Raw genomic sequence first — 19,966 nt, 5'->3', positions numbered from 1 at the left:
AATGGTTATTTTTGATACAGCGCGATCGCGCTCTCTTGACCTATATCCTTCAGGGTTTCAGGGGAACCGTCAAGGGGTGAGTAGGCAGTTTATCGATTGACGCAAGACGTGTCTGGTCTTAAGCGGCAGCGACCCAATCAGCAAGGGGTTCCCAGCGCACAGTGCGATCGCCCCCCACTTCCACCACCACTTTGAACTTCGGTAGGGTCTGGGTTAACTGTGCCAAGTAGGCAAATTCCTGCCTTGAGAGCCGCTTGCCATCAATCAGCCAAAGCACCAGTCCCTTGGCATTGGGGGGCAGGTTTTCCAAGTGGTAGGTCACTAGGGGGGGCTGGAAATAAACGCGAATGTCTTCCTTGCCCGTGTGAGCCGGACGAATCCCGTGCGCTTGGGTCAGGTAGGCTGCTAAATCCCCCAAACCCGGTGCGCTCATGTGCAAGGTGGTATAGCCCTTGGAACGCAGTCGCCGTTGATAACGACCCTCAAAACCACCCTCCGGGGGAACAAAGAGTGCCAATGCCCCAGCGGATTCTAAATCCTTGACAAATTGATAGCCAGCCAGCAGACCCATAGATCCTTTCTCACAGGTTTTAGCATTCCATCCAGCACTTTATCACGGTCATTCCTACTGCGGGTATGCCTAAGTTAATAGCAGGGCAAATAGCCCACATAAGGCAATACCATCAAAAACACCCGCACCACCAATACTCAGCACTCCCGCCGACATCCGCTCAATTTCCCGTAGGTGGAGTAAATCTGCACCAATCAGGGTTCCCAGCACACCTCCGGCAAAGGCAATGGGTGCCGCCGCTACGCCTCCAGAAATCAAAATAGCTGTCATTGCTGCTGTCAGGGGCGCGACCAAGGCATTCATTTGAATACCAATCCCCGGTACCACCTGAGCAGAGTAGTAACTGACAGCGGCCACAATTGCCGTCACCAAGAGAATCGCCAAGGGACTGACGCGGGTAAATTGATAGAGGGCTAGCACCGTCGGGATCAAGCCGCCCCCCACATTCAGTGCCACAATCGTCTTTTGCTCAATTTTGCGCAGGGGAATGCCCCAAAACCGACTGAGCCAGAGTTCTTCAAAGTCGGGAACAATGGCCACCGTAGAAACCCGCTCATAGAGGGGGATATTAATCGTGCTGCCGAGAATCACAAGCAGCAGTAAGACCGAAGCAGCAGTAGGTGAAAAGCCCAACTTGGCAACGGCCACTTGTACAGCATCGAGGGCGATCGCTAGCCAAAGGAAAGGCAGCGACAGTAACAGCAGCACAAAAAGTAGAGCAGTAACAGGCAGATAAATCATAGAAACGCAAAATGACCTTAAAACTTGGGACTCAAACGTGGGAGGACGCCTGGGACACTGCCGCCAGAGCCTCCCTCAGCGCTTTGGCCAAAGCAATCGCGGAAGGATAGCGATCGGGCAACAGAGGAGCCGTAGCGCGGTGCAACACCTGTTTCAAGGGGTCGGGAATCTCGGGGCGATCCGAAACATCAAGGCGATGAAAGCCATCACGGTGGTGATAGAAACGAATCGGACTATCCCCCAACAGCAAAAAGGCTAGGGTTGCGCCTACTGCAAATAGATCCGACTGAATGGTGGGTTGACCCATCATCTGTTCCGGAGCACTGTAGCCCTCCACGGCAATGCGGGTGCCACCGGGGGAATGCCCCAGTTCTTTGACCGCCCCAAAGTCAATCAAAACAATTTGGTTATCGCGCGATCGCACCAGTAGGTTACTGGGTTTGAGATCCCGATGAATCACGGGTGGATCCTGATTGTGCAGATAGTCCAAGACACCGCAGGTTTGAATCATCCACTGCACCGCCTGAGGAATCGGCACCGTGCCATTGCGCAGTACCCAGCGCTCTAGGTCAATGCCATGAATGAGTTCCATCACCAAATAGCTTTTACCATCTTCCACAAAAAAGTCATAAAAGCGGGGAATCCCTGCATGGTCAAGGAGCTGTAAGATGCGAGCTTCCCGTTCAAAGAGTTCCTGTGCCTTTTCATTGTCCTCCATATCAGACCGCAGTTCTTTGAGAACCCACACCTCCGGTACCTTGCCAGTCCATCCCCCGGAGGGTTGCGCTTCACAGGCCAAGTAGGTTGTGCCAATGCCGCCATGCCCTAAAAGGCGCAGGATGTGATAGTTGCGTACGGTGCGCTGCACATTGAGGGGTTGACCACAGTGAATGCAAAACAGATTCCCCGGCATATTACCGGCATGGGTACACTCACTGAGGGTGGGCGCACTGCGGCGAAAGGTTTGCTCATGGAATTCAAGAATTGGGCCTGTGGGGCCTAGCTGAATGAGACTGCCACTGGCAAGTTTGCTCTCATCAACAAGGCGACCATCAACAAACGTCCCGATCGCTCCCAAACTTTTGAGATACCAACGTCCGAGATTTTCTGGATCCCGATAGCAACACAGTTCAGCGTGATAGCGACTAATGAGAATATCATTGAGAATCACATCGTTATCTGCGGCACGACCAATACGAATAGTTGTTTTAATCGGGAAACGCCATGTTTTGACCGGGGTGCGTTTCCAAGGATCTAACAGGTGCAGAATAATCACGGATGTGGAACTGCCACAGCAAACTCATCGAGATTTAGCCTATTTTCCTACACTTTGCCGATGTCTGCAGTGTTTTGCAATAAATCATAAACAGCTCAAGATGCCAAGGCTAAGTGTTCTAACGGAGCATGCAGCCCTACTCTAGACTGTCTATCCGGCTTGACAGTGCGCAATTCTTTATGAAGGAGACTATGGTCTAAGATTTCTCACGACTGCCAAAGCGTAGTACACTAGGAATAGTGCTGGTGTAGCTCAGTTGGTAGAGCAACTGACTTGTAATCAGTAGGTCGTCGGTTCGAGTCCGACCATCAGCTTTACTCAGTGTTCGCCCAAAAAGTATTGGGTCTTTGGCTTAGCCTTGCCTGCCATGACGGCACTATGATGATCAAGGAAACGATCTTGCCACCCTTGCCATGCTTGTCTATTGCACCCGTCCCCACTGTCGTTGTCCCCAAAACGATGTTCCAGACTTAGACAACCCCAACAAACGCTACAGTCGCGTGGCGGAGCGATTTTGTACGGCCTGTGGGATGCCCTTGATTCTACGGGGACGATACGTTGCAGAGCGGGTTCTGGGTCAGGGGGGGTTTGGGGCGGCCTATCTAGCACGGGATTTGGATACCCCTGGTCGGCGTGAGTGTGTGATTAAGCAATTTCGTCCCAACGTGTCCGATCCCCAGAGTCGGCAAAAAGCTCAGGAACTCTTTGAGCGAGAGGGTGAAGTTCTCGACCAACTGGGGCAGCATGCGCAGATTCCTGATTTACTAGCATTTTTTGCTGAAGAAGTCCCCAGTGTGGATGGACAAGGGGTAGAGCAGTATTTCTACTTGGTACAGGAATATATTGACGGCGAAACCCTCGAGGATGAACTGGCTCAAAAGGGATGCTTTAGTGAGGAAGAGGTGCGGCAGGTGCTGCGGGAACTCCTACCCGTGTTGCAGTACGTCCATGACCACGGCTCGATCCACCGTGATATTAAGCTCTCAAATATTATGCGCCAGCACCCCAGCAAGACAAAGTTTCCCGGCCAAGGGCGGCTCTATCTGCTGGATTTTGGTGCGGTGAAGCAGATTTCCCAAGCGGGGGGACAACAAGGACACTTTACGGGTATTTATACCCAATACTATGCGCCACCGGAACAAGCACGGGGGGAACGGGTCTATCCCAGTTCAGATCTCTATGCCTTAGCAGTGACTTGTATCATATTGCTGACCGGCAAAGATCCCAGTGAGCTATTCGACGCTTATAACAACCGCTGGCATTGGCATTCCTATGCCCAAGTCAGTCCACAACTGCAAGCCATTCTCGATCGCATGCTACAACCGGCGCCTAGCGATCGCTACCAATCAGCGGCAGAGGTCTTAGCGGACTTAAATGCTTACTCTACCCCCGCCCCACCACCGCCTCCACTGCCACAACCAGTAACAGTAGCACCCCCTTCCCCGCCACCCGTAGTGTCACAACCGGCACCCCCTCCTTCACCTGGACCGGTGATGCCACCGACCAGCACACCACGTCCGAAAGCAAAACCGCCCCGCCAGCCTGCGCCTCCCTTACCGGCATTGAAAATTCTCATTGGTGCTGGCTTTACGGGCTTTGAAATGACGGCCTTGGGGTTGATGATTTTTAGTTTGATGACCGCTTGGCAGTTGCCTGTTGGTGTGAGTGCGGGGTTGATTGGTGCTCTATTTGCCTTTTTGGTGTTTTTGCAGTACAAACGCTGGATTGAACACTGGGAGCAGTTGATCATTGCAGTCATTTCAGGGGCAGTTCTTTTTTTTGTCCCCCTCTTGCAAGCAGGCCTAGGGGGTGTGACAGCGCTGCTCATTTGTGGTTTAGTGGGGTTGGGTTGCATGGTTATGGGCAACATTTTTTTGCTAATTTACAATATCTTGGCGCGATTACTGTAGGAGCGGGGCAATGCAGTTAACGTGGTTGGAGAGCAATACTTGGTTGTGGAAGTTAGGTCATACGCGGATTTTGGTTGATCCGTGGTTTGTGGGGGCACTGACTTTTGGCAACACGCCTTGGCTGTTTCAGGCGGAGCGATCGCGCCCCTGCCCCATGCCAAGCGATGGGGATGTCATTTTGCTTTCCCAAGGGCTACCAGATCACTGCCATGAACCTACCCTCCGCACCTGCGATCGCGCCCTACCGGTCATTGCCTCCCCCAGTGCCGCCAAAGTTGCTCAAGGTCTTGGCTTTGAAACAGTAATTGCCCTTAGCCCCCACCAAACCTACACGTACCGCGATCTCACAATCCAAGCCACCAAGGGCGCCAGTATCGGCCCTCGTCAACAGGAAAATGGTTACATTGTGCGCTGGGGCACTCAAAGTCTCTACTATGAACCCCACGGCTGTCATGATTCGTGGCTGCGCACCTACGGCAAGGTGGATGTGGTGATTACGCCGCTGTTGGATGTCTGTTTACCCATGGTGGGTGCGATTCTCAAGGGGGGCAAAACGGCATTGGAATTGGGACAATGGCTTCAGCCCAAGGTGATGATCACCACTGCTGGCAATGGTACCCTCCGTCTTCAGGGATGGCTACCGCGACTGCTCTCGGTCAAAGGCACCCTTGAGGAACTGCAAGTGGCGTTTCAGCGGCTAGGTCTCAACACTCGTTTGGTGGAACCAGTAGCCTACACTCCCCTTGTTCTTCTGGCTGAGGTCTAGGGATGCGATGCTGGCTACGGCCTTTGATTCTCTTTTGGCAAGAGGTAATTCTTCTACTTCAGGACAATCAGCGGTTTTTGCAGTTGCTCAGTCAGATTGAGGGGATCGCGACTCGGGTGCTGGCGATCGGGATGCTGCTGGTGGTCATCGTCGCCATTATTGATTTGGGGCGGATTTTGACCGTGGAGCTATTCTCACCCCCCTTGGGACAGTTTAGCCTTGAACTGGTGAAAATCTTTGGCCTCTTTCTCAATGTGCTTGTGGCTCTGGAGATTCTTGAAAATATAACCGCCTACCTGAAAACCCACGTCTCGTCGCAAATCGTTGAGCTAGTAATTGTCACGTCTCTAATTGCCATTGCCCGCAAAATTATCATTCTGGATATTGGCCAACCGGAAACGGTGGCAAAGCTCTTGGGGCTGGCGATCGCCATCTTGGCCTTGTCTGCCAGTTACTGGATTGTGCGTCGTTTAAACTACCGGCGGCGTCCCTGAGGGATAGACCTGCTCGCGGTAGGCTTGCGCCTGTTCTAGGGTGGTTTGCAGCCGCTCCCAGTCCTCCTGCTCCACTTGGCGAATCAGATCATCAAGGGTGGCACGGTAGTGGATCAGGCAGTGGCGCAACGCCGCGCGGTTATATTCCGCCATCATCCGTCCCAACTCTGGATTGCCGCCGCCAACACGGCTGGTATCGCGAAAGCCGGAGCTAGCCAACTGCTGGGCAAGCTTCCGAATCGGCTCATTGGCTTCTTGGGCATTCGCAAGAATCAGTGCTGCACTCACGAGGACGGGAAGGTGGGAAATCCAAGCAACAGCGCGATCGTGATCCGAGGGGGTGGCATAGAGTAGCTTGGCGCCGAGATCATTGACCACACCAGCCACACAGTCAATGGCCGCACTGTCAGTGTAGAGGGTTGGGGTGAGAACATAGGGGGCATTGTCAAAGAGATGGGCTTGCGCCGCTTCAATGCCGGATTCTGCGGTACCGGCCATCGGGTGCCCACCGACATAGCGAGGCCAGAGTTTTTCGAGGGCGGGGACAATTTCTCCCTTGACGGATCCCACGTCTGTCAGCACTGTTTCTGGACTGAGGTAGGGGGTAATATCCAAGGCGACACTGAGAATGCTGCCAATGGGGGGACAGAGAAACACCAGATCAAGGGCACGCAAAATTTCTGGCTCCGTACTGCCCCAGTCAATGGCACCCTTGGCGATCGCCCGCTCACAGGTTTCAGGACGCCGACTCAGCCCAACCACATAGTGCCCCTTTGCCCGCAGATCAATGCCCAGTGAACCACCAATGAGTCCCAGCCCGACAATGCCAATCCGCAGCATAGTGCCCCTAAACTTGAATACCTTTACGATTGTGACATTGATTCTTGTTCTGAGGGACATTCCCCTCCTATGCAGATTTGTGCTTTGGATTCACAGCCAGAGGGGGGGCTTCGATACAATCAGAAATGACTCTGTTGCGCTTTAGGCCACCAATGATGAAACGCCTTGCCCATTTGCTTCAGCAGACCCTCAAATGCTGCCTTGGCCTTGCTCTTGTTTGGTGCCTCAGTAGCGGTACACCGGTGTGGGCAGCAGCAGCTCACCATAGTTTTGTGGCAGCCGCAGTGGAGCGGGTTGGCGATGCGGTTGTTCGCATTGATACCGAACGCACGATTGTGCGCCCAGCGGATCCCCTCTTGAGTGATCCCTTCTTTCGCCAATTTTTCCCCGGTTTAGCCTTGCCCCCCCAAGAGGATCGGCTGCGGGGTCAGGGGTCGGGGTTCATCATTGATCCCAGTGGCATTGTCATGACCAACGCCCATGTGGTGAGTCAAGCAGATACGGTGACGGTGCGCCTCAAGGATGGCCGGGTCTTTGAGGGAGAAGTGCGCGGCGTGGATGAGGTATCTGATCTAGCGATTGTCAAACTCAAAGGGGTCACCGAACCCCTACCCACTGCGCCCCTCGGCAATTCCAGTGACGTGAAAGTGGGGGATTGGGCGATCGCCGTCGGGAATCCCCTTGGCCTTGATAACACCGTCACATTGGGCATTGTCAGTACACTCCACCGTTCCAGCGCCCAAGTGGGTATCCCCGATAAGCGCCTTGATTTTATTCAAACGGACGCGGCCATCAACCCCGGCAATTCTGGGGGGCCTTTGCTCAATGAAGAGGGGGAAGTGATTGGCATTAACACTGCCATTCGTGCCGATGCCATGGGGATTGGCTTCGCGATTCCAATTAATAAGGCCAAAGCCCTGCAAGAGCGCCTGATTCGCGGTGAAAAAATTCAACACGCCTACATTGGCATTCAAATGACCACCTTCACGCCAGCAATGGCCAAGGAAAACAATGCTAATCCCAACTCACCAGTGATTCTGCCAGAGGTCAATGGCGTTCTTGTCCTGCAAGTGTTGCCCAATACACCGGCCGCAAAAGCTGGTCTGCGCTGGGGGGATGTGATTACAGCCGTGGATGGGGAACCGATTACCAGTGCCGATCAGTTGCAGGGGATTGTTGATAGTGCCGCTGTGGGGCAAGTTCTCAACCTGACCGTTCAACGGGGCGATCGCAGCCAACGGATTGCGGTGCGGACAGCGGAGTTGCAGGGAGCGGCTTAGGATGCCCTTGGGGCTACTGCTGCTGTGGCTCTTTGCCCTTGCCACCCGCTTTTGGGGGCTGACTCGCTTTCCCACACTGGTATTTGATGAGGTCTATTTTGCCCGCTTTGGCCGCAACTATCTCGCCGGGGTTCCTTTCTTTGATGCCCATCCGCCTTTGGGAAAATACCTGATTGCCCTGAGCATCTGGCTGGGGGGCGGCTTTCACCCTTGGGGCTATCGCTGGTTGAATGCCCTGATGGGATCACTGATTCCCATAGCAGTGGCGGTGTTGGCCTATCTCCTGACGCGGCGATCGCGAGTGGCACTGCTATCGGGACTCTTTGTTGCCCTCGATGGCCTCTTTTTGGTGGAGTCTCGCTATGCTCTCATCAATATCTCCCTTGTGCTTTTGGGTGTGGTGGCACAGATTCTCTGGCTATGGGGGTTGCGCTACCAAGGAAGGGCGCGATCGCTCTGGCTGATGGCCGCAGGCATTGCCTTTGGCGCCTGTGGGGCAGTGAAGTGGAGTGGCTTGGGATTCCTGTTGGGGGTAGGGCTTTTCTGGCTTCTCCAGCAGAGTTTACCGCTGCCTGCTGAATGGAAGACCACTTACCAGTGGTGGCAGATGTGCCTGCTACTCCCCGTTGTCGCCTTTGTGGTTTATACTCTGCTCTGGCTACCCCATCTCCAGTTTCATCCCCACCAGAGCCTACTTGACCTCCATCGCCAAATGTTTAACTTTCACCGCAGTGTGGCCAGTACTGCCCATCCCTACTGTTCGCCGTGGTGGTCTTGGCCGCTCCTGCTGCGCCCCATGAGCTACTTTTTTCAGCGGGTGCAAACCCTCAGTGAATTCGTGCCCGTCATTGGCCCGCCCCTACCACCGGCAGATACCCAATGGGTTTATGCCGTCTATGCCCTCTTTAATCCCCCTCTTCTGTGGCTGGGAACCTTGGCCACGTTGGCTCTTATCCCCCTTAGATTGACGACAACCGCAGGCCGTTTTGTGCTCTTAAACTATGCTGCCAATCTCTTGCCCTGGGCACTGGTGAGCCGCTGTGTCTTTATCTATCACTACCTCCCCGCTGCCCTCTATAGCTTTATGGCCTTGGCCTTGCTCTGGGAAGCCAGCCACGATTGGGGAGCTTGGGCACGCTGGGCAGGCATTGCCGTCCTAGGGGTGGTTGTTGGGGGCTTCCTCTACTGGCTCCCCCTGTATTTAGGACTACCCCTGACGCCCCAAGACTTTTTGAGGCGGATGTGGTTGCCGTCTTGGATTTAGGACTATCCTAGGAGTTGTTTAACAGTGGCAATGAGTTCTGCAGGATCAAAGGGTTTGGTGATGTAGGCATCCACCCCCTGCTTTTTACCCCAGTGAATATCAAACTCTTCGCTTTTGGTGGTGCACATGATCACGGGCACACTTTGGCAAGCCGCTTCACCCTTAATCCAGCGGCACAGTTCGTAACCATTCATGCGCGGCATCACCACATCCAGAATCACCAAATCAGGACATTGAGCCTTGATCTTTTCTTGGGCTTCGATACCATCCTCAGCCTCAACAACGTCATAGTTCTGCTCTTTCATCAGCTGAACAATCATTGCCCGCAGGGTGGGGCTGTCATCAACAACCATAATTGTGGCCATAAAGGTTCTGCCTGATGCCGCAAATAATACGCTGGTAATTAGTGAACAGTTGGATATTCTACCCATCGCCTAGCTTATCATTTTCACCGGAGTCCTGAACATCGGCACCTTGGTCTTTAGGGGCGATCGCTCCTTTGGAATTCCTGAAAGAGAGCAGCCAATTCTTGACTCAAGGCTAGGGGGGTGCGGGGCAAGGGTCGCTGGCGACGCCAAAAGGGCGGAAATTGTTGCCACAGGTGCAGTAGGGTAGGCGTTCCCAATTCAGGGGCAAGGGTCGGCCACTGCCCAAAGACATGGGAAGCGCGATCGCTCACGGTGACCTGACCATTGACCAGCACCATAATCCAGTCGGCCCAGCCATAGGCAAAATCAAGATCATGGGTGGCAATCATAATCGTGGTTCCCTGCTGGTGAATGTTCTCTAGGGCCTGCTCCAGTTGCTGCCGCTGCTGATAGTCGAGATAGGTGGTGGGTTCATCAAGCAGTAATAGCGTCGGTGCTAAGGCCATTACCCCAGCCAGTGCCACCCGCCGTTTTTGCCCCAAACTCAAATGATGCAGGGGGCGATCGGCAAGCTCCACTAAATCAAAGTTCTCTAGGGTTTGGTACAAACGCGCTTCGATTTCGGCGGTGGGTAGGTCTAAGTTACACAGCCCATAGGAGATGTCCTCCGCCACGGTGCCTGCCACCAGTTGCTGTTCGGGGTCTTGAAAGGCCAAGCCAATGCGTTGCCGCCACTGCCGCAGTCGCTCTGGTTGATGGACGAGCCGTTGCCCTTGCCAGTAAATTTCACCGCGATCGCGCCGATAGAGGGCCGCTGCCAGATAAAAGAGCGTTGATTTGCCTGAGCCATTCAGCCCCAAAAGGGCAACTTTCTGTCCCGCCTCTAGCGTAAAGGAGCAGTCTTGCAGCACGGGGGTAGTGGTATTGGGATAGCGAAAGCCAACCTGATGAAATTCCAGTAGCGGCACAGACATCTCAGATGATTGCGTTCAGCAGAATGAGGGCACCGCCACCAATGACGATTTCAAGGCCATACCGTTGGGAATAGGCATAGGACTGGGGGCGCAATACCCGAAACTGCCCCTGAAAACCCCGACTGAGCAGGGCAAGGTTCACCTGTTCATAGCGGTACAGAGACTGCCGCAGGAGTTGAGCCGCCAACAGGCTGACACTAACGAGCCAGCGCGATCGCCGTTGATAGCCGCCCCGTGCCCGCTGCGCCAATTGCAGTGTGAAAGCGGTTTCTAAGAGGGTGAAGATATAGCGGTACATCAACATCAGAATATCGAGGATGAAATGGGGAACCCGCCAGCGCTCGGCCACACTCAACAGGGCTGGAAAGGGGGTCGTCAATAAAATCAATAGTAAACAGGTGCTGGCAACCATTGTCCGCAGTCCTAGGGTTAAGCCTTGGTGCAATTTCTCGGCACTGATAAAGAACGACCAGCCCATTAGGGAGATGTCACTGAGAACCACTTGCCCCGAAGTCCGTAAAGTCTCCGTCGGGATGATTTGCACCACTAACCCTAGCAAACTCACCAGCCAAAACGCAGCAACTGTGGCTAAGAGGGTGAAATAAACCCGCCACGGAATGCGGGCATAGCCGAGAATCCAAAGGCTCAGCCACAGCCAAAGCAAACTCTGGACAAGGGGACGAGCAAAAAACGTCAATAACAGGCTGGCGATCGCAAAAATCAACTTTTGTTCAGGGTGCAAATGCCGCAGACCATTGGTATAGGCATAGGTATCGAGGTGATGGTGCATTGACTGCTCAGGACTGTTGCGATTTTGAGGCAGCGGTTGCCCTTTGGCGATGGCGTTCGCGGTACTGACCCAAGATAAACCCCATGACCCCCGCCCCCAGAGCTGCTTGCACAGCAAACAGCAGGGATTCAATCTCACCACTGGGCGGTTCAAACAATGGCTCTGCCCAAGGTTCAAAGTCTGGTGCCACCTCGCTGATTAACGCTTCGGCTTGGGCATCGGCACCTTCAAAGTCACCCTTAACCAGCAGTAGGGGAAGTGTACTTAAGAGAATTGCGCCGCCCAATAGGAAGGCCACTGTTTTTTTATTCATTGGATTCCCCTCCAGGCAAGAGTTTTAAGGTTTGCAATTCGGCTGTGCAGTACGTGGTCAACCAGTTCCACACCAACACCGTGAGTAACCCTTCACTGATCGCCAAGGGAATCTGCGTCACAGCAAAGAGCGCCGCAAACTTGGCAAAAGCCGTCGCCACCCCACCCATACTATCGGGAAAGGCCAATGCCAATTGTAAAGAAGTCACCGAGTAGGTGGCCAAGTTACTGATCAGAGCAGCACTAAAAATCGCGATCGCTGGCTTAGCCGTGGCACGGGACATCCCCCAATAGGTCAACCCAGCCAACCAAGGTCCCACCACCGCCATCGAAAAGCCATTAGCGCCTAGGGTGGTCAGGCCGCCATGGGCAAGGAGCAGGGCTTGAAAGAGCAGCACCAATGTCCCCAGCACGGCCATCAGCGGTGGCCGAAAGAGAACGGCTCCCAAGGCAATCCCCATCGGATGGGAAGAGCTACCCGTAACGGAAGGAATCTTCAACGAAGAGAGGACAAAGGCATAGGCACCGGCTAAGGCAATCAGCAGGGTTGACTCTGGTTGCTGTTGAATCTGTTGTCGCAGTGCCCATAGTCCCCATGCCAAAAAGGGTAAAAAAACCAGCCACCAGCCCACTGCCCAGCCAAGGGGCAAAAACCCCTCGCTAATGTGCATCGCCAAGGCGGGGTGAGGACTCGCGACCACGAGATACGCGCTCAGAAGGGCGATCGCCCCAAGGGAGCTATATCGCTTCGCTTGGCTACGTTTGATCATTGAGATAGTCCTAAACCTAAGTGCGCCTATTCTAGTGCGCAACCAGTAACTTGCCTATGCCCAGTGGGGGCTGCAACCGATATTAGAAAGAGCTATGCCTGCTCAAAAATTCACGCAGTGCCAAGACTGTAAGGCTGGAATTTGCATAAATTTTGATGTAGTCGGTATAACAGGATGAAGTCTAATGTCATTATTGAATCGTAGGTACTGTTGCTATGTTCCCAGGGGGGAGTTGTCATGAGTGAACTGACTGCCTTTGGTCATTCCTTGAGTAGTGGCTATGAAGTAGTGGTGATCAAGCCGCAGTCCCTCAGTGATACGACCCTGATCGTTCAAGCGCTGCGGGCTGACAAGGCAGTGATTCTCAACCTAGAGCACCTCGATGTCACCGAGGCACAGCGCATTTCTGATTTTGCCGCTGGTAGCACCTATGCCATCAATGGCCATCAATCGCGCCTTGGGGATGGGGTCTTTCTCTTTACGCCCAACGTGATTAATATCCAAGAATCCACAGCAGCACCGACACCCGCTGGACTGGCCTAAGCCGTTCATGAATCCTGCAGATCTGCTCACCGTCAGTGAGTGTCAAGAGATTGATCAACTGCTCTTACCGGCCGCAGATCGCTTTGCTATTCGAGTGGCGGTGTATGCCCAGCGCTATTTGCGAGCTAAGACTGAGGGAAACCCCCTCGAAGACCTGACGGAAGCCCAAGTCTATGAACTTGTTGCTGCCGATCCCCAGTTGCAAGCGGAGGAGCAGCGCCAAGGGGGGTTTATGACATGGTATGGCCAAATTTTAATCAGTGCCCTCAAGCAACTGCGGCAAATTGCTGCAAGGGAGGGGGTGCCCATTGCTGAGCTAACCGTTTCCCAGATTAGTCACTGGTTTCAGCAGCAGTGTCAGGCACGCTTGCGATCGTCCCCGCCGTCACCTTAAGAATTTGTGCTTGTTGCCGCCAAGGGGTGGCAAAGGGGGCAAGGTGGGTGGTGGTAATCAGCGTTTGGTAGCGATCGCCCATCACCTCTAATAAAATTCCCTGCCGCTGCAAATCCAATTCGGCGAGGACATCATCCAACAACAAAAGGGGAGTGTCGCCCACCACACTTTCCACAAGAGCCAGTTCCGCCAGTTTCAACGCCAATACCAGCGTGCGCTGCTGCCCTTGGGAAGCAAATTGACGGGCACTTTGCTCATTGAGGCACAAGCCCACATCATCACGGTGCGGTCCCACCAGACTGGTTTTTTGCAGCAGTTCAATAGTGCGGCGAGCGGCCAAGGCCTCATTAAAGGCAGCCACAATCACTTCAGAAGTGCCATCCCCAAGGGGCACATGGCTCTCATAAGTCAAGGTGAGTGTCTCGCGATCGCCACTCAACACGCGATGCCACTCCTGAGCCAAGGGTGCCAAGCGTTCAATGAGGCGCTGTCGGCGGCGGATAATGCGAGTGCCATTGATCACCAATTGCTGATTCCATGCCTGCCAGAGGGCTTCATCCCATCCTTGGCTGCCGGCCTGTTTGAGGAGAGCATTCCGTTGGCGCAGGGCTTTTTGGTAGGTTTGCAGCAGTTGGCTATAGAGGGGTTCCAATTGCACCAAAATCCGATCCAACCAGTTGCGGCGAATGGCCGGTGTGCCCCGCACCAGTTCCAAATCCAAGCAGGAAAATTCCACCGCATTGAGTTGCCCCAGAAATTCCGCCGTGCGCTTAACGGTACAGCCATTCACCCGTAGGACACGGCCTGCGAGGGGGCGCAAACTCACCGCCAGATCAAGGGGGACGCCTTGGCGCTCTAGGGTGGCTTCAATTTGGGCACTCTCTTGTCCCTGCTGAATAAGGTCGCGATCGCGATGGGTGCGATGGGATTGCAGTGTGGCCAGCCACTCCACAGCCTCTAGCAAATTGGACTTGCCTTGGGCATTGTCCCCAACGACGATGGTTTTTGGCGCAGCAAACGTCACCGATTGCTCGCTGTAGTTGCGAAAGTGGCGCAGATGGAGTGATTTGAGAAACACTTAGCAGCCCTTACCAGCCCCAAGTCCCCGGTGCCCCCTTAAACGGGCCGACAATGTCCGGAGTAATCCAGCCGCCATAGAAGCCCCCCGGTTGCGGAATCACCACCACACCATCCACGGTGCATTCATCCATCAAAGCAGCATAGAAGGCAATGTAGTTGCAGATTGGCGCAAAAGCAGGGGTAGGTTTGGGATAGTACCAGGCTGCATTATCCGCTTGGCGATCGCCCACCTTGACGTGGTAGTAGGCGCCTTGTCCTTTCCACTCGCAAAAGGTTTGCCGTGCTGAGGGCACCAGATACTGCACCTGTACATCCTCTGGCGGAAAGTAATACACTGGGGGATGACTGGTTTCTAGTACCCGCTGTCCCCGCTGGGTGTCGGCAATCACCACACTATTAAAGACCACCCGCAGGTGTTTTGAGGTGGGTTCAACACGGGGCGGACGGGGATAGTCCCAAACCGATTCTTGGCCGGGGGCAGGGGGAATCCGTTGCATCGCGTTTCAGGTCCTCAACACTCTTCCTTGACGGTAACAGCTATGGCTCAAGCTTGGGAACTGGTTTGTCGCTCCACCAAGCCCTGTTCAATGGCCAGTCGCACCAGCTCAGCTCGATTGTGAACCGCTGTTTTTTGAAAGAGGCTACTGACGTGCTTTTCAATCGTTCGGGCGCTCAAGTGCAGGCGATCGCCAATCTGGGCATTGGAGAGTCCTGCCACGAGTAACCCTAGCACTTCCTTTTCCCGTTGAGTGAGATCAACGCTGAGGGTTCGTGTTTTCGGCGCCGCAAAGGGTTGCTGTCGTTGCTGCCATTCGATTTGTACCAGTTGCGCCCGATCCAACAGGTTACGCACCACCGCTGCCAACTCATTGAGGTCAAAGGGCTTGGAAAGATAGACATCGCCCCCGGTGCGATAGGCGCGAATTCGCTCTTCTAGTTCTGTGCGTGCGGTGAGGTAAATTACTGGTAGTAAGCGCAATGAGGGATGCTGGCGCACCTGCCGCACCAACTCATAGCCATTCATGTTGGGCATGGCAATGTCCGTAATCAGCAGATGGGGCTGATAGCGGTGGATCATTTCGAGGGCCTGGGCACCATCTCCCGCCGTCAGACAACAGTACCCTTCGGATTCCAAAAAGTGACTCACCGACAGGCGGATGCCGGGATCATCATCGGCAATGAGTACCGTGAGGGACATAGGAAATTTAGGTCTCCACTAGACCACAATACTTCTCCACACAGCGGACAAACAGCTCAACCCCAATACTTAAAACAGTTTCGTCAAAGTCAAAGCGGGGATGATGGTGGGGAAAATCTAACCCCAGTGTGCCATTGGCTGACCCCAAAAAGAAGTAGCAACCCGGAACCGCTTGCAGGAAAAATGACATATCTTCCGCCGCCATGGTTTGACAGTGGGACGTGACCCCAGCCGGCACTTCAACCACCGATTCAGCAACAGAGCGCACTAATTTCGCCATCTTGGCATCGTTGACGGTGGGGGGATACATCCGCTCATAGCGAAAGTCATAGGTGGCGCCATGACTCTGACAGATACCCGCAATCACCTGTTCAATGCGCTGGGGTAGCCAGTCCCCCAACTCTGGCTTAAAGTATCGCACTGTTCCCCGAAAGGTCGCGGTATCGGCAATCACGTTCTTGGCGGTGCCCGCATGTACTGCCCCCACGGAAATCACCGCTGTCTCTAGGGGATCCACGTTGCGCGAGACGATAGTGTGCAAAGCCGTAATGATCTGGGCAACAACGAGAACCGTATCCACCGTAAATTGGGGTAAAGCGGCGTGTCCCCCCTTGCCGTGTACTTCACACTCAAAGAATTCCGCTGCCGCCATCAACGGCCCACTACGCACCCCCACCGTACCAACGGGCAGAAAGTTCCAGAGGTGCAGGCCAATAATGCCATCCACTTTCGGGGCATCGAGAACTCCCGCTTCAATCATGGGTTTAGCCCCACCGGGGCCTTCTTCCGCTGGTTGAAAGATGATTTTGACCGTACCAGCAAAATCGCGGTGCTCAGCAAGGTATTTCGCAGTCCCAAGGGCGATCGCTGTGTGACCATCGTGCCCGCAGGCGTGCATTTTCCCCTCATGGAGAGAGCGGTAGGGCTTATCGTTTTCCTCCTGCACTGGCAGCGCATCCATATCGGCGCGAATCGCCAGCACTGGCCCCGGTCGCGCTCCCGGAATCACGGCCACAATTCCCGTTTCCGCAATACCCGTGCGATGCTGAATGCCCCATTGCCGTAGTTTCTCACTGACAAAGGCCGCCGTCAGGTGTTCTTGAAAGCCCAATTCTGGTCGCTGGTGCAAATAGCGTCGCCACTGCACAAGTTCGGTTTGGAGGGCAGCCACCTCTGGACGCAGTTGGCAGCTCAATTGGGGAAGATGGAAAGCCATGGGGCAGTCTTTAGATTTTGTTTAGCATTGCCTTTCTCTAGGATAAACGATGCTCTGGGGCAGTGACAGTCAATGTAACCTCAAGAACAGGTGACGCGCCACTCGCTTCCACCAGTAGTAGGATTTTTTGATCAGAACCCCCTGACTTAGGAAACATTTGTTATTATGACAGGTAGCTCCCTAGGGCAAAAGTTAAAATAGTTCAGTATTGGATATTACACTTTGCCAATTCTGAATCCTAGGGTCTCTTCAGCCAAACGAGGATGTTATGGTTCAATCCCTTCAATACTCCATCGAACTCGTCAAAGATGAAGCACGACGACTGGTGGCCAAAGGTGTGGTGAGTCGGCAGCAGCCCATTTACACCCTCTGCCAGTTTGTGCCCGTTCGGGAGTGGCCCCTCATTGAGGCAGAGCTAGAGCGCTGTGATTTTATGCTGCGCGATCGCATTGGCGACCTCATTGGCCGTGAGTGCTGGGACAACGACTAAAGAGCCATCATTCAGGGCACCGACTTCCCAATAATGCGCAAATCCTAGGACGTGGGTGCCTGAGAATCCTGCTGTAGGTCTTGGCGAATGGCGCGCAGCGTTTCGAGAAGCGTTTGAATATCTGCGGCTAAGTCAGCACTCTCGCGAGGAGCAGGCTCAGGGGTCGCAGAGGGTTGCTGCTGTTGGGCAATGAAGGCTTGAATCAGTTCCCGTGCTTGCGCTTCGGTGAGGCGGCCTTTCTCAGCACAGACGGTGGCCAATTGGCGGGCATCCACCCGCAGTTGCGTCAGGTATTCTTGGCGTTTGGCCTCATCCTGTAGGGATTCAATGGCAGCAGCAGCCGCTCCAATACCGGTGTAGTAGAGTTGTTGTACAAGATCGAGGGGATTGCGATCCATAGAAATGTGCTCGGCGTGAACTCTCCTCTGCTACTGTACGGGAAATCTCCCTTGCTCATCAAGGTTGAGGAAAGCGACTGCGGTAGAGATGAACAATTTTACTCACCACCTCATCGATCCCCAAGTTGTCCGTACAGACTTCTATGGCATCGGCAGCTTTGCGAAAAGGGGCGTAGGTGCGTTGCTGATCCGCTGTGTCGCGAGCGGTAATCTGAGCGAGCAATTCCTCGTAGGAGAGGTCGCATTGTCCTTGTTGTTGTAACTCCTGCCAGCGGCGCTGGGCACGCTCTTCGGGCGAGGCCGTTAGGAAAATTTTCAAGCCTGCCTCGGGAAAGACATGGGTACCAATATCACGACCTTCGGCAGCAATGCCCCCATTGGCTCCGATCGCCCGCTGTTGTTGTACCATGAGTCGTCGCACACCCCGCAGGGCGGCAATTTGGGACACTCGCTGCGTCACCTCTAGGGAACGAATCGCTTGGCTGACCTCGCAATCGTTGATCCACACCCGTGTGGGTTGAGGGGGATCGCTGCTCTCAAGACGCAACTGACAATGGGCGATCGCCTCTACGACGGCTGGCTCATCCCTGAGATCAATGTTATTGCCCAAGCACCACCAAGTTACTGCTCGATACATGGCACCGGTGTCAAGGTACTGCAACCCTAGGGCTTGGGCTGCTAGTCGCGTCACGGTTGACTTCCCCGCGCCGGCAGGGCCATCCACAGCCAGAATCGGCAGGCGGCGATCCAATAGGCAATTGTCAATGAGGCGCGTTTGCCCCACCCAACCCGCGATCGCCAGCAGTCCCACGGTCTCAATGCGTTCCAAGGGCACAAGGGTCTGGGGATGCACCAATTCGGCATAGTCGAGGCGCAACTGGGGAAACTGGCGCAGATGGTTGTGAACCTGCTCCAAGAGATCGCTGGCAGCAAAGCAACCTTGACGAAAAGCAGCAGTCGCTGCCTCTAGGCTCTGACTTAGGGCTAAGGCGGTGGCGCGATCGCCCGCACTGAGGTATTGATTACGGGAACTGAGGGCAAGGCCATCGGCATCGCGGACAATGGGGCAGCCAATGATCTCCACGTCCAGATTCAAATCCGCCACACAGCGGCGAATAATTGCTAACTGCTGGGCATCCTTTTGGCCAAAATAGGCGCGATCGGGCTGCACCAAATGCAAGAGCTTCAGCACAATTGTTGCTACCCCGCGAAAATGGCCGGGGCGCGATCGCCCACAGAGGCGTTCCGTTAACTCCCTTGGTGGCTCAACTACCGTGAGACTCTCCATCCCCGCTGGATACAGTTCAGCCACACTGGGCACAAAGAGCAGATCCACCCCTAACTGCTGACAAAGTGCCGTATCCGCCTCAAGGGCACGGGGATAGCGCTCCAAATCCTCTTGGGGGCCAAACTGAAGCGGGTTGACAAAAATACTGACAACGACCACATCACACTCTTGCCGTGCCCGCTGGATCAAGGCGGCATGCCCCCCATGCAGTGCCCCCATTGTCGGCACAAAACCAAGGGTGGTTGCGGGAGGTAATGTGCCAAGGGCAGCCTGTAAACCCGCCGTGGTGGTCAAACGGTAAAACTTACCCATAGAGTGCTTCGGGGGCGATCGGTGCAGTTTTGATACAATCTGTCATATTACAGCCCTTTTCACACCGAGAGAAGACACGCCAGCTTCTGAAAGCCACGATTAGAGAGGCGGGTTTGGTGGATCCCAATGTTAGAAAAGGGCTGTCCAATGCCCGTGCCCGCTTTTTCTAACCAAAGTTTGTACATTTGTTGCAAGGGCTTTAATCTTGGGGGCAGGTTTTCTAAAATTCAGGTACCTTCGTTTCTCTGTACTTGCCAACCCTGTCACGCAACCTCCGTTTTACTCCCCCTGAGCCAAAAGCTTATTTTTTAACTGGAACTGTTCAGCATACGCCGCGAGGATAGCCCCTATGGCCAATGAACTACAAAACAGCTTACAAAAATACCGTTTCGTCTGCACCCTCACCTTCGGGGATATTTATGGCCAAGTCATTGTTTGGCTGATTGTGATCTTTATTGGTTTGGCCGCATCCCTCACCCTCTACAATAATCCCGTGCAGGCGTTTCTGGTCGGGGGGCTAATTTTGGTCTTAACCTTGCCCTTTTTGCTCTTTGCCTTTGTCACGACACTGCTCAACCATATTGAAATGCGACCTGTGACAGTCACAGAGAAGAAAAAGCGCAAAGATGCCGCCGTGGCCTCAACCACTGAAGTGGCTCCAGCGAATTAAAGAACCCTTAAAAATAGCGGG

At 54.2% G+C, this 19,966-nt stretch carries 24 protein-coding genes and 1 tRNA gene; 10 read left to right on the top strand and 15 right to left on the bottom strand.

The genetic code is table 11. The features are described from left to right. Positions 1–118: 118 nt before the first annotated feature. The 3 genes from ndhN to RHH53_RS12665 all read right to left on the bottom strand — a co-directional run bounded on the left by ndhN (position 119) and on the right by RHH53_RS12665 (position 2,588). The gene (ndhN, locus tag RHH53_RS12675) at positions 119–571 is read right to left on the bottom strand and encodes a photosynthetic/respiratory NAD(P)H-quinone oxidoreductase subunit N (RefSeq protein WP_149821379.1); all 453 of its coding nucleotides are present in this window, start codon (positions 569–571) and stop codon (positions 119–121) included. A gap of 69 nt (positions 572–640) precedes the next feature. Continuing rightward, positions 641–1,312: a DUF1614 domain-containing protein gene (locus RHH53_RS12670; protein WP_206200455.1), complete on the bottom strand. Its 672-nt coding sequence runs from the start codon at positions 1,310–1,312 to the stop codon at positions 641–643. 31 nt (positions 1,313–1,343) lie between these two features. After that, entirely contained in the window at positions 1,344–2,588 is a 1,245-nt protein-coding gene (locus RHH53_RS12665; RefSeq protein WP_310438635.1) for a protein kinase domain-containing protein, read from the bottom strand. A gap of 241 nt (positions 2,589–2,829) precedes the next feature. Here RHH53_RS12665 and RHH53_RS12660 point away from each other — a divergent pair. The 4 genes from RHH53_RS12660 to RHH53_RS12645 all read left to right on the top strand — a co-directional run bounded on the left by RHH53_RS12660 (position 2,830) and on the right by RHH53_RS12645 (position 5,758). Beyond that, a tRNA-Thr gene (locus tag RHH53_RS12660) sits at positions 2,830–2,902 on the top strand. 99 nt (positions 2,903–3,001) lie between these two features. Beyond that, complete coding sequence (locus RHH53_RS12655; protein ID WP_206200453.1) at positions 3,002–4,498, top strand: serine/threonine-protein kinase; 1,497 nt, start codon at positions 3,002–3,004, stop codon at positions 4,496–4,498. 10 nt (positions 4,499–4,508) lie between these two features. Continuing rightward, a complete protein-coding gene (locus tag RHH53_RS12650) occupies positions 4,509–5,264 on the top strand; it encodes an MBL fold metallo-hydrolase (protein ID WP_206200452.1) in 756 nt (251 codons plus the stop codon). Positions 5,265–5,266: 2 nt separating this feature from the next. Beyond that, on the top strand, positions 5,267–5,758 hold the full coding sequence (locus RHH53_RS12645) for a phosphate-starvation-inducible PsiE family protein (RefSeq protein ID WP_302677354.1): 492 nt from the start codon (positions 5,267–5,269) through the stop codon (positions 5,756–5,758). Here RHH53_RS12645 and RHH53_RS12640 read toward each other — a convergent pair. Then, positions 5,735–6,595 carry a prephenate/arogenate dehydrogenase gene (locus RHH53_RS12640; RefSeq protein ID WP_225901722.1) on the bottom strand — a complete coding sequence of 287 codons (861 nt, stop codon included), beginning with the start codon at positions 6,593–6,595 and terminating at the stop codon, positions 5,735–5,737. The two genes, RHH53_RS12645 and RHH53_RS12640, sit on opposite strands and share 24 nt — an antisense overlap. A 128-nt stretch (positions 6,596–6,723) precedes the next feature. On the opposite strand from RHH53_RS12640, the gene RHH53_RS12635 reads away from it, so the two are divergent. Together RHH53_RS12635 and RHH53_RS12630 are read left to right on the top strand one after the other, a co-directional pair. After that, positions 6,724–7,878 (top strand): HhoA/HhoB/HtrA family serine endopeptidase, encoded by a 1,155-nt coding sequence (locus RHH53_RS12635; RefSeq protein ID WP_302678466.1) that lies wholly within the window; start codon positions 6,724–6,726, stop codon positions 7,876–7,878. Position 7,879: 1 nt separating this feature from the next. Next, positions 7,880–9,142, top strand: coding sequence for a phospholipid carrier-dependent glycosyltransferase (locus RHH53_RS12630; RefSeq protein ID WP_310743869.1), 1,263 nt, complete (start codon positions 7,880–7,882; stop codon positions 9,140–9,142). 2 nt (positions 9,143–9,144) lie between these two features. Here the strand turns inward: RHH53_RS12630 and RHH53_RS12625 are convergent, their stop codons facing one another. From RHH53_RS12625 to RHH53_RS12605, 5 genes are all read right to left on the bottom strand, one after another. Beyond that, a complete protein-coding gene (locus tag RHH53_RS12625; RefSeq protein WP_206200447.1) occupies positions 9,145–9,507 on the bottom strand; it encodes a response regulator transcription factor in 363 nt (120 codons plus the stop codon). A 116-nt stretch (positions 9,508–9,623) separates the two neighbouring features. Next, complete coding sequence (locus RHH53_RS12620; RefSeq protein WP_302678464.1) at positions 9,624–10,484, bottom strand: energy-coupling factor ABC transporter ATP-binding protein; 861 nt, start codon at positions 10,482–10,484, stop codon at positions 9,624–9,626. Between the two features lies 1 nt (position 10,485). Further along, positions 10,486–11,274 carry a cobalt ECF transporter T component CbiQ gene (gene cbiQ, locus RHH53_RS12615; RefSeq protein ID WP_206200445.1) on the bottom strand — a complete coding sequence of 263 codons (789 nt, stop codon included), beginning with the start codon at positions 11,272–11,274 and terminating at the stop codon, positions 10,486–10,488. Positions 11,275–11,281: 7 nt separating this feature from the next. Next, complete coding sequence (locus RHH53_RS12610) at positions 11,282–11,587, bottom strand: energy-coupling factor ABC transporter substrate-binding protein (RefSeq protein ID WP_206200444.1); 306 nt, start codon at positions 11,585–11,587, stop codon at positions 11,282–11,284. Then, positions 11,580–12,356 carry an energy-coupling factor ABC transporter permease gene (locus RHH53_RS12605; RefSeq protein ID WP_302678462.1) on the bottom strand — a complete coding sequence of 259 codons (777 nt, stop codon included), beginning with the start codon at positions 12,354–12,356 and terminating at the stop codon, positions 11,580–11,582. The genes RHH53_RS12610 and RHH53_RS12605 overlap by 8 nt, the downstream gene beginning before the upstream one ends. A gap of 237 nt (positions 12,357–12,593) precedes the next feature. On the opposite strand from RHH53_RS12605, the gene RHH53_RS12600 reads away from it, so the two are divergent. Continuing rightward, entirely contained in the window at positions 12,594–12,899 is a 306-nt protein-coding gene (locus RHH53_RS12600) for a cell division protein SepF (RefSeq protein ID WP_149821405.1), read from the top strand. A 7-nt stretch (positions 12,900–12,906) separates the two neighbouring features. Then, positions 12,907–13,293, top strand: coding sequence for a hypothetical protein (locus RHH53_RS12595; RefSeq protein ID WP_206200443.1), 387 nt, complete (start codon positions 12,907–12,909; stop codon positions 13,291–13,293). On the opposite strand, the gene recF is transcribed toward RHH53_RS12595, so the two are convergent. The 4 genes from recF to RHH53_RS12575 are packed head-to-tail and all read right to left on the bottom strand — an operon-like array spanning position 13,232 to position 16,787. After that, on the bottom strand, positions 13,232–14,371 hold the full coding sequence (gene recF, locus RHH53_RS12590) for a DNA replication/repair protein RecF (RefSeq protein WP_310743868.1): 1,140 nt from the start codon (positions 14,369–14,371) through the stop codon (positions 13,232–13,234). The two genes, RHH53_RS12595 and recF, sit on opposite strands and share 62 nt — an antisense overlap. A 10-nt stretch (positions 14,372–14,381) precedes the next feature. Then, on the bottom strand, positions 14,382–14,870 hold the full coding sequence (locus tag RHH53_RS12585; RefSeq protein ID WP_206200441.1) for a DUF427 domain-containing protein: 489 nt from the start codon (positions 14,868–14,870) through the stop codon (positions 14,382–14,384). A 47-nt stretch (positions 14,871–14,917) separates the two neighbouring features. Continuing rightward, positions 14,918–15,571 (bottom strand): response regulator transcription factor, encoded by a 654-nt coding sequence (locus tag RHH53_RS12580; RefSeq protein WP_206200440.1) that lies wholly within the window; start codon positions 15,569–15,571, stop codon positions 14,918–14,920. Between the two features lie 7 nt (positions 15,572–15,578). Then, positions 15,579–16,787 carry a M20 family metallopeptidase gene (locus RHH53_RS12575; RefSeq protein ID WP_302677363.1) on the bottom strand — a complete coding sequence of 403 codons (1,209 nt, stop codon included), beginning with the start codon at positions 16,785–16,787 and terminating at the stop codon, positions 15,579–15,581. 268 nt (positions 16,788–17,055) lie between these two features. Here RHH53_RS12575 and RHH53_RS12570 point away from each other — a divergent pair, with 268 nt between their 5' ends. Further along, the gene (locus RHH53_RS12570) at positions 17,056–17,277 is read left to right on the top strand and encodes a DUF4327 family protein (protein ID WP_024123956.1); all 222 of its coding nucleotides are present in this window, start codon (positions 17,056–17,058) and stop codon (positions 17,275–17,277) included. Between the two features lie 44 nt (positions 17,278–17,321). Here RHH53_RS12570 and RHH53_RS12565 read toward each other — a convergent pair whose 3' ends face one another. Both RHH53_RS12565 and RHH53_RS12560 read right to left on the bottom strand, forming a co-directional pair. Then, entirely contained in the window at positions 17,322–17,675 is a 354-nt protein-coding gene (locus RHH53_RS12565) for a hypothetical protein (RefSeq protein ID WP_206200438.1), read from the bottom strand. A gap of 58 nt (positions 17,676–17,733) precedes the next feature. Beyond that, on the bottom strand, positions 17,734–19,275 hold the full coding sequence (locus RHH53_RS12560) for a bifunctional pantoate--beta-alanine ligase/(d)CMP kinase (RefSeq protein WP_310453791.1): 1,542 nt from the start codon (positions 19,273–19,275) through the stop codon (positions 17,734–17,736). Positions 19,276–19,624: 349 nt separating this feature from the next. Here RHH53_RS12560 and RHH53_RS12555 point away from each other — a divergent pair, with 349 nt between their 5' ends. After that, complete coding sequence (locus tag RHH53_RS12555) at positions 19,625–19,945, top strand: hypothetical protein (RefSeq protein WP_206200436.1); 321 nt, start codon at positions 19,625–19,627, stop codon at positions 19,943–19,945. Positions 19,946–19,966 lie beyond the last annotated feature (21 nt).

This window comes from Thermosynechococcus sp. PKX82 (assembly GCF_031583255.1).
Classification (GTDB): Bacteria; Cyanobacteriota; Cyanobacteriia; order Thermosynechococcales; family Thermosynechococcaceae; genus Thermosynechococcus.
The sequence above is the reverse complement of the archived record's forward strand: the minus strand, read 5'-3'. Positions and strand labels throughout refer to the sequence as shown.

What these genes read in the sequence shown, in the direction of transcription:
- ndhN (WP_149821379.1), bottom strand. Translation starts at nt 571, where the DNA reads ATGGGTCTGCTGGCTGGCTATCAATTTGTCAAGGATTTAGAATCCGCT.
- RHH53_RS12670 (WP_206200455.1), bottom strand. Translation starts at nt 1,312, where the DNA reads ATGATTTATCTGCCTGTTACTGCTCTACTTTTTGTGCTGCTGTTACTG.
- RHH53_RS12655 (WP_206200453.1), top strand. Translation starts at nt 3,002, where the DNA reads ATGCTTGTCTATTGCACCCGTCCCCACTGTCGTTGTCCCCAAAACGAT.
- RHH53_RS12650 (WP_206200452.1), top strand. Translation starts at nt 4,509, where the DNA reads ATGCAGTTAACGTGGTTGGAGAGCAATACTTGGTTGTGGAAGTTAGGT.
- RHH53_RS12645 (WP_302677354.1), top strand. Translation starts at nt 5,267, where the DNA reads ATGCGATGCTGGCTACGGCCTTTGATTCTCTTTTGGCAAGAGGTAATT.
- RHH53_RS12635 (WP_302678466.1), top strand. Translation starts at nt 6,724, where the DNA reads ATGACTCTGTTGCGCTTTAGGCCACCAATGATGAAACGCCTTGCCCAT.
- RHH53_RS12630 (WP_310743869.1), top strand. Translation starts at nt 7,880, where the DNA reads ATGCCCTTGGGGCTACTGCTGCTGTGGCTCTTTGCCCTTGCCACCCGC.
- RHH53_RS12625 (WP_206200447.1), bottom strand. Translation starts at nt 9,507, where the DNA reads ATGGCCACAATTATGGTTGTTGATGACAGCCCCACCCTGCGGGCAATG.
- RHH53_RS12620 (WP_302678464.1), bottom strand. Translation starts at nt 10,484, where the DNA reads ATGTCTGTGCCGCTACTGGAATTTCATCAGGTTGGCTTTCGCTATCCC.
- cbiQ (WP_206200445.1), bottom strand. Translation starts at nt 11,274, where the DNA reads ATGCACCATCACCTCGATACCTATGCCTATACCAATGGTCTGCGGCAT.
- RHH53_RS12610 (WP_206200444.1), bottom strand. Translation starts at nt 11,587, where the DNA reads ATGAATAAAAAAACAGTGGCCTTCCTATTGGGCGGCGCAATTCTCTTA.
- RHH53_RS12605 (WP_302678462.1), bottom strand. Translation starts at nt 12,356, where the DNA reads ATGATCAAACGTAGCCAAGCGAAGCGATATAGCTCCCTTGGGGCGATC.
- RHH53_RS12600 (WP_149821405.1), top strand. Translation starts at nt 12,594, where the DNA reads ATGAGTGAACTGACTGCCTTTGGTCATTCCTTGAGTAGTGGCTATGAA.
- RHH53_RS12595 (WP_206200443.1), top strand. Translation starts at nt 12,907, where the DNA reads ATGAATCCTGCAGATCTGCTCACCGTCAGTGAGTGTCAAGAGATTGAT.
- RHH53_RS12585 (WP_206200441.1), bottom strand. Translation starts at nt 14,870, where the DNA reads ATGCAACGGATTCCCCCTGCCCCCGGCCAAGAATCGGTTTGGGACTAT.
- RHH53_RS12580 (WP_206200440.1), bottom strand. Translation starts at nt 15,571, where the DNA reads ATGTCCCTCACGGTACTCATTGCCGATGATGATCCCGGCATCCGCCTG.
- RHH53_RS12575 (WP_302677363.1), bottom strand. Translation starts at nt 16,787, where the DNA reads ATGGCTTTCCATCTTCCCCAATTGAGCTGCCAACTGCGTCCAGAGGTG.
- RHH53_RS12570 (WP_024123956.1), top strand. Translation starts at nt 17,056, where the DNA reads ATGGTTCAATCCCTTCAATACTCCATCGAACTCGTCAAAGATGAAGCA.
- RHH53_RS12565 (WP_206200438.1), bottom strand. Translation starts at nt 17,675, where the DNA reads ATGGATCGCAATCCCCTCGATCTTGTACAACAACTCTACTACACCGGT.
- RHH53_RS12560 (WP_310453791.1), bottom strand. Translation starts at nt 19,275, where the DNA reads ATGGGTAAGTTTTACCGTTTGACCACCACGGCGGGTTTACAGGCTGCC.
- RHH53_RS12555 (WP_206200436.1), top strand. Translation starts at nt 19,625, where the DNA reads ATGGCCAATGAACTACAAAACAGCTTACAAAAATACCGTTTCGTCTGC.